We start from the raw sequence: 7,276 nt of genomic DNA on the forward strand, positions 1-7,276 counted from the left end.
ATTAACATCGTCATTCTGCGCTTCATATAAGGTGTCGATTGTAAATCTCCGACCACAATATACACAAATTTCCATATTATTTTTCCTCCGTTTTCAATTCTATATTTATTGCGCCTCACTTATGTAATACGCTTCCCCAAGATTATCATTCACATGGCTGACAAACTTAGGTATGTTATTAATAGCCCATTCACGGCAGACGGCTATCTCTGTTCCGTCACCAAGCGCAATCGGCTTATCAACGAAAAAGTAGTCTTTTGCTTTGCTTTTATATTTGAGTTTTATTTCCTCAATTTTTTGAAATACCCCCATGGGACCTTGCAACTCCTTAGGGAAAAATTTTTCAAGGTCTGTCACAGTTAAAGGTTTCTTTTCGCTTATATAGGCGTTCACCACAGCCTGAACTAAAGGAGATTTTCCGTATTCTTTTCCGTTAAAAAGATACTTTCGGTTATCTCTATGCTTTTCAAGAACTTTAATAGTTTTGTTCATTTTTTGTTTTTCAGAGTCATCAATTTCATCATCTGTGCACAAAACTTTAATAGCTGCCAGAAGCAGCTGGGAATTCTTGTTCCAGAACTGGCGAAGTAATTTTTTTTCTTCTGAACTATATGCCATAATCAATTCTCCATCCATTTTTGAAGGGTCTCTGTAACTAAGGCAGCGCAAATAATCAAGAGTGAGCAACTCGCCCTGCTTTGACATTCCCTTTTTTAAACACGGCTCCAAAAGATAATCCACAATATTCTGATAATTTATCAAAATGTAATTGGGGTTCTTGCAAATATTCGTTCTGCTTGTTTCATCAACAAGGCTAAAATCAATTTTAGGAGTGAGGAAAACATAGACCGGCTCGACACATTTATTTGAATCCTTATAGTGTTCTCGCGCCCATTCGTAATACTTATCGCTCTGATTATCATGCTCATCAGACTTTACCTTATTTTCTATGACAACCGGATAGATTCGGCGATTCCCGCAAAATGTGATTTCAAGCAGAATATCAATCCGCCCCTTTTTTGATGACTGAACGAAGGTCTCACGACTTACACAGACATTTTCAATCTGCCAGTTTTCAAGCAAGAGATTGTTCTGAAACTCTTCATCAAAGGGAACAGAAAAGTTGCATGGATAATCATTCCTTGCCATCACAAGAAGTTGAAGAAATTTTTGTACGGGATATGCATCCAAAGTATGATTTTCAGCAGGACTCAAAAGCCAGGCAAGAAAATTGCTATGGGCATCCTCACTTCGCCCCACTCCAAGAATGTCAAAGCAAGTCCGTCTGCCATAATAAGCAGAAAGCGAGAGATATTCAGGCGAATTATAAAGCTCAATAATCTGGCGCTTTATATTTTCAGTCATAATTCATCCACGATGTTCTTTTGTTCAGCAACATTCCCTGTGTCTCCGCACCTATTTTAACAGTAAAAAATTTCTTATTATACAACGGATTTTCTAAAAAACCTAGTACTTTAACTCACTAGAATCATTATTTCAGCACGCTAACTGCGATTGATTCAAGAATGCAGTCAGTTGTCCGAAAAAAGCGGACAACTGAAAATGCCATCAAGCAAACGGCACAAACACCGTGTGTACCGATTTTTTATCTTTTGTCATCGTCCTGTACAGAACACCGCCATACACTCTGATGACATCGGTATATGGGGAGTCAGTTTCTTCCGCCCCAAAGTTCAAGCCTGTTCCATCATCTATCAGCTCCCCCCTACAAATTCTCCAATTTTTGAGTTCTTCAAGTTCTTTGTTCATATTGCTTTCTCCTTTCTCTGCGGTCATTTTTATCCGACATGCATAATAATATATGAGAAATTTGCCAAAAGTTCAAAAATTGTTAGGAATTTTGAGTAATACGATCAATGTATGAATCATTTTATTGCCGTATATGTGTTCATACATTACCGTATATGCATCCTTACATTGCAATAAAAGTTTGTTTATATTGCTATAGTTTGATATGCCGTTCTTTTATGTAAGCATTGTTATGCTTTTGATATGCCTCGTCACATGAAATATATTCCTATGTGGGCTTAATTGAAGTATCTGTAAGTTTCAATAAGTGCTGATTTTTATGGAATTTTGTTCTAAAACCTCATTTTTCATTCTTTTTTCGCTTAAATCTGCAAAAATTAAGCTTCGTTAAGTTTCAGTCTTACGACCTACGCCGGTTAGAGGCACCATTGTACTCTCCAATATTTTTCTATTCTTTGCTTTCTTCTGCATCATCCCCAAAATCAAAATTCTTCAATGTGCATTCTCTTCTCGAATGTCTAGGTCTTCGCGGTGCATTACTTTGCTCCTCATAAAACTTTTTCATCGCAGGATCTGTCTCCTGAAATTTAACACGCAATGGCGGTCTAAAAACTTTAGCTGCATCGTTTGCTGTCGTAGAGCCATCTCTTCCTTTGCCGAACACTTTTTTGTGTCCTTCCTCGCTGAACTGAATCGTGCAGTATAAAAATCCACGAATCTCATAAAATCCAAGCTCGTAATTCACAACTTCATCAGGAAAAAGCGCTTGCATAGTTTCAGTATAAAGCCTTTGTACTACATCTTTATCCCATTTTACAAGCATCTCGTCCAAAAGAATGCTGAACTCTTTTAGGAACACGCCAAGTTTTGCCTTACCAGTGCAGAACGGCGGAATGGTTATCGTGCAAAAAGGGTAATCATCTGGCGATAATGTCAGGCTTCTGTCTTCATATTTTCCCTCGTAAAAATTGAAATCAGTTTTAATCGCAGTTTCGCAATCCTCAATGTAAAAATCCGTAAATTGATATATTCCTTCATTATATGGAAACAAGATTCTTTACCTCCTGTAATTGCAAAATTACTCTGTTTTGCCTTCGTTTAGCGGCACAAACACCGTGTGCACTGATTTTTTGTCCTTGGTCATAGTCCTGTACAGGACTCCGCCGAACACTCTGATGACATCGGTATAGGGAGAAGCTGTTTCGTCAGTTCCATAGTTCAATGCCGTTCCGTCATCTAAAAGCTCTACATGACCAATTCTCTTTTTTTTAAGTTCTTCAAGCTCTTTGTTCATAATTTTTCTTCCGCTCTAATAATATATGGAAAATTTGCAAAAAGTTTAAAAAAAAGGTGATTTTCCCGCAATTCTGGCACAGTGGCTCCAAGTTCACCTTTGCTCCACAATTACTGTAGAAATTTGCACCATCTGCAAATTCTGCACCAAATTCAACGTATTTCATAATTATTTTCCTACATTAGTTAGTTGTTTAAAAACTCTAGCAACTCTTTTTCCGTCGGGTCTTCTTTAGGAGCAATCTTTCTATAGTGAGTTATGGGAAAATCAGAACCATAAAGGAGCCTATCGGAAAAACCAGCATTTCTTATTTCACCCACAACATACTTTGGGGCAAATGCCGTATCACAGATTGTGTTGGGATATTTTTTTAGCATATAAAGCGTGTCGTTAACTGGTCGGGAATGAGCAAGTTGAACGATAGCCTTAGGATGTTTTTTTATTTGATTTTCAAAAAGACGCGGAGAACAGATTGTATCATCGCCGCAATGAATTACTATACGCAAACCATTTTGTTCCGCATAAGAAAAAATTTCTTCAGTAAGTAAAGCCGTAAAAGACTCAGAAAGATTCCATTTTTGTGCTAACGGATGAATCTTAAAGCCCTCGTAGGGAAGAGTTTTCATCACTTCACAAACGGAAAACCCCAGAGACTTATGAAGTTCTGGCACGCACCAGTAAAGAGCATATGCCTTTATTCCGATTTTTTTTGCGGCTAAAAGAGCATTGCTCACCTCTTCCTTGATTCCCTCATACAAATTTTTTGCAGATGGGGCTTGTGCCTTCAAATCAGACTTATCCGTCAAATCGGAGCACTCTTTAAAATACATACAGCTTGTGGTAGATGAAAAATAAACTTCATCAGTACCACAAGTCTTTAATGCCGAGAAAACTCTGTCCGCATAATAGTAGACATCTTCAAACTGCCCGATATGAACATGATAGTCGGTCAAACTATTTTCCAAGTTCCTTTAGTTTTGCTTTTCGCCAGTTAAGGACAATTTCCTTGTTCTTTTGCGCAACCGCACAGAAGTGGCGGTTTATTTCAAGCGGGTCGCCAGTGGGTGATTCGTTTGCATTACGAACCATGCACGGAGCACAGAACGCAGCCTTGTCGCACTTGCAGCACTCGCCATGTCCCAAATCCTTCATTTTTAAACCGCGAATCCAATTGATTTTCTCCGAGTTGTCCCAAATTTCCTGGAGCGGAGTTTCGTTGAGATTGCCCAAGACCATTTCCTGCCAGCCAGGACAGGGGTAAACATTGCCGTTTGCCACCATGCAACACGACGAAACACCCGCACCGCAAAGACGGCGTTCTGGATTAAACACAGCCTCATTGCAGCGTTTCACAAAGTCAGGGGAAAGAATTGCTTTCTGATAATCAATATCACCGCTTAAAACATCACTGATAACCTTTCCAGCCTCATCAACCGAAAGACGATTTGCAAGATTTTCTGTCTCATGATTATAGGCCGCCATCATAATGTAGTCGGTCTGGGCACGGATTTTATGCTCATGACACCATTTAAGGACATCACCGTAGTCGTCCTTGTTGCCTTTCATCGTGGGGCAGGAAACATGAAGCGGAAGGTCATTTTCTATGAGCTTTAAGATGTTGTCACTGGTTTTGTAGAAACTGCCTTTGAGCTGTGTGATTGCATCGTGATGCTCAGGTATCATTGAATAAAGAGAAGTCTGAACAGAAGAAACATTGCTGTCTTTCATAATTTCGATTATTTCGTCATCAAGAAGCGTAAGATTGCTCAGAATATTCACATAAAAATCGTAATTCTTGGCAGCCCGCAGGTATTCCTTGAATTTCGGGTGGCACATACATTCACCGCCCGAAAGAGTAACGGAAAGAACGCCCATTTTAGAGAGCTGTTCCAGCGTGTTGTAATAAAGTTCATCGCTGATATTATAAAGCTTGAATTTATGCGGAATATAGCAGTGAACGCACCGCTCGTTGCATTTGCTTGTAAGCTCAATCTGAAAAGTCGTGAGATGCGGTCTTCCATTAAAGTGTTTTTCCAAAAATTCCTGAGTATCGCTGTCCGCACGCTGGATTGTCGGGGAAAAATCCTCTCGGATTGTTTTTGGCTGAACGGCGGTATATGTAAAGCCAATGTCCTTGACATTCAATTCTTCTTCGTTTTCGCCTTTTACGATGAAACCGTCCTGAACAAGAGTGTCATAGAATTCTTCTGCATCCTTCTTGATTGTATCGCGGTCAACATCGGTGAATTGCGGTAAAATTTTATCAATAAGTTCGTCGAGCGACTGCGGTTTTCGGCTCAATGCACAAAGGAAAATCGTTCCGCTTTCGTTCACAATGCGGTCATTGAAAATCCCAGTGCTTGTTATGTAGCCCAAGCCGTCGTAATTTCTTATATAAGTGTCTTTTTTCTGTCGGTAAAGCATGAATGTATCCTTTTTTAATTCTTTGATATATTAAATGCTTTGCTATAAATATTCACATCATAAGGAGAAAAGTCAAAGTCAATATTTTTCTCCCGTAATGCTTTTCGTGTTTCTTTTACAATTGCATCATGGGTAACAAATGTCGTATCACCGTTCTTTTTTCGAGCTTCCGCCAGTTTTTCTATGTAAACTTCTTCCAGCTCATGAAATCCAATTAAGTCATCAAGAATTTCACTGACTTTTCTTTTTTGTCTTTGGGTAATATCATTGTGTCTTATTGAATACACAGAAACAAATGTAGTTGCAACAACGCCAGCAAGGGCAACTCCCGCAGTTATGAATCCATTTATAAGCGAAGAATCCATTTTTTTCTCCAGAATAAAAAAATAGCCCACATTATTTTACATGGCGGGGCTTAATCTACCATAAAGCAAAAGGCTTAGTTTGTCATTTCGCATTTTTTGCACAAACTGCGGTTTGCAATTGTTGAGTGGTCAGCAGGACAGCCAGCAGCATAGCTTCCAGAAACTGAGTTCTGTGCGACAACCTGTGGTTTTGTATAAGCCATTTTTTTCCTCCTTATACTTCTTTGGTTTTTCGCCAAAGCAAGCAAGATAAAGCACCGCCCGACGGACGGCAAAATATCGCAGGACGAAAAAACTCCGCCCCCGTTATTTTATACGATTGAAAATGTTGCTATAGAACCGTCAGAAAGTGTGAATTCCATGCTGTCTGCGTTCTGCAAGAAAGATGTTTCTTTAGGCTCGGCCTCTTTCTCTTTTGTCCCATCCTCTTTGTCTTTCTTTGACTCACAGCCGGTACAACTTTTCATAAATCCTCCGACGAGTCCCGCCACAATTGCAAATATAATCCAAAAATGAACCATAATTTTCCTCCGCGTATAAGTCCGCCGACTTAATAGATTTGATTTAAGGCTATCACAACAAGGGGGGGGGGAGCGAAAGTGCGTTTTACGCACCGAAAATACTGTCGTAGTGCGGCTTGCTCATTATTTGTGCAGTTCAGTCTGTTAAGATAAAACTTATATTGAAGGAAAGTGATTATGAATTCAGATGCCTTTTTTGTAAATTTATTTAAAATTCGAAATTCAACCTTATAATAAAAATCCGTGTCGCGGATATGTGCAAGTCCGCATCGCGGATATGACTACGTCCGTGCCACGGATATGTATGTGTCCGCTATGCGGATGTGTAAATGTCCGTGGCACGGACTGATTTTGCGTTTTCATTTTTGAATACTTTTAGGTTCAATTTCGACTTTTATGATTTAATGTCAAAATTGGGCTTGATGCTGCGATGTTTCTGGAAGAAACTCGGTTGATAATCTAAATGCATATATTACAGTCATTTAGAGATTATTCGGTCGAGCCGGATAATGACGACTTCTGCGAGATTGCTAACCGAGTTTGTATGCAAACATCACGGTGTCAAGTACGGCAATGACATTCGGGGCAAGCTCCCGCATTTTTTTTAGACATCTGGCATCACAGTAAAGCTTGCCTTTTGCTGCTTTTCTGCTGCGTATTCAGTTTTTATGTTGATTAATAAAACTTGACATTTGGGTTATTAAAAAAAACAAAAAAAGTTGAAAAAAGCGGTGTTAAGGTGTTGACACGTCCGTGTGATATGCGGTATATTGATGTCCACCTGCGGCAGTCAGCCGCAAGCTTTTTGAAAGGCATAAATCAGGGATGGACAGCAAAAGCAAGAAACGCTTATAGGAGAGAAGTTTTCATCAGGTGGGTTTTATAGGCAGTCAGATTCGTAA

10 protein-coding genes are annotated in these 7,276 nt (G+C 39.4%); all 10 read right to left on the reverse strand.

Annotation, left to right across the window (positions count from 1 at the left end; translation table 11 throughout):
- Window positions 1–105: 105 nt before the first annotated feature.
- Window positions 106–1,365, reverse strand: coding sequence for a PD-(D/E)XK nuclease family protein (locus tag B3209_RS07865; RefSeq protein WP_296690364.1), 1,260 nt, complete (start codon window positions 1,363–1,365; stop codon window positions 106–108).
- A gap of 204 nt (window positions 1,366–1,569) precedes the next feature.
- Complete coding sequence (locus tag B3209_RS07870; RefSeq protein WP_296690366.1) at window positions 1,570–1,770, reverse strand: hypothetical protein; 201 nt, start codon at window positions 1,768–1,770, stop codon at window positions 1,570–1,572.
- A 448-nt stretch (window positions 1,771–2,218) separates the two neighbouring features.
- A complete protein-coding gene (locus B3209_RS07875) occupies window positions 2,219–2,821 on the reverse strand; it encodes a hypothetical protein (protein WP_296690369.1) in 603 nt (200 codons plus the stop codon).
- Window positions 2,822–2,848: 27 nt separating this feature from the next.
- The gene (locus B3209_RS07880) at window positions 2,849–3,064 is read right to left on the reverse strand and encodes a hypothetical protein (protein ID WP_296667367.1); all 216 of its coding nucleotides are present in this window, start codon (window positions 3,062–3,064) and stop codon (window positions 2,849–2,851) included.
- Window positions 3,048–3,230, reverse strand: coding sequence for a hypothetical protein (locus B3209_RS07885; protein WP_296092289.1), 183 nt, complete (start codon window positions 3,228–3,230; stop codon window positions 3,048–3,050). The genes B3209_RS07880 and B3209_RS07885 overlap by 17 nt, the downstream gene beginning before the upstream one ends.
- A 19-nt stretch (window positions 3,231–3,249) precedes the next feature.
- Window positions 3,250–4,017 (reverse strand): amidohydrolase family protein, encoded by a 768-nt coding sequence (locus tag B3209_RS07890; protein WP_296690371.1) that lies wholly within the window; start codon window positions 4,015–4,017, stop codon window positions 3,250–3,252.
- A gap of 1 nt (window position 4,018) precedes the next feature.
- The gene (locus B3209_RS07895) at window positions 4,019–5,488 is read right to left on the reverse strand and encodes a radical SAM protein (RefSeq protein ID WP_296663006.1); all 1,470 of its coding nucleotides are present in this window, start codon (window positions 5,486–5,488) and stop codon (window positions 4,019–4,021) included.
- A gap of 14 nt (window positions 5,489–5,502) precedes the next feature.
- A complete protein-coding gene (locus tag B3209_RS07900) occupies window positions 5,503–5,853 on the reverse strand; it encodes a hypothetical protein (protein ID WP_295799090.1) in 351 nt (116 codons plus the stop codon).
- 74 nt (window positions 5,854–5,927) lie between these two features.
- On the reverse strand, window positions 5,928–6,056 hold the full coding sequence (locus B3209_RS07905; RefSeq protein WP_295799092.1) for a hypothetical protein: 129 nt from the start codon (window positions 6,054–6,056) through the stop codon (window positions 5,928–5,930).
- Window positions 6,057–6,164: 108 nt separating this feature from the next.
- Window positions 6,165–6,320 (reverse strand): hypothetical protein, encoded by a 156-nt coding sequence (locus B3209_RS07910; RefSeq protein WP_295799097.1) that lies wholly within the window; start codon window positions 6,318–6,320, stop codon window positions 6,165–6,167.
- Window positions 6,321–7,276 lie beyond the last annotated feature (956 nt).

This window comes from Treponema sp. UBA6852 (genome assembly GCA_002449305.1).
In the GTDB taxonomy this organism is placed as follows: domain Bacteria; phylum Spirochaetota; class Spirochaetia; order Treponematales; family Treponemataceae; genus Treponema_D.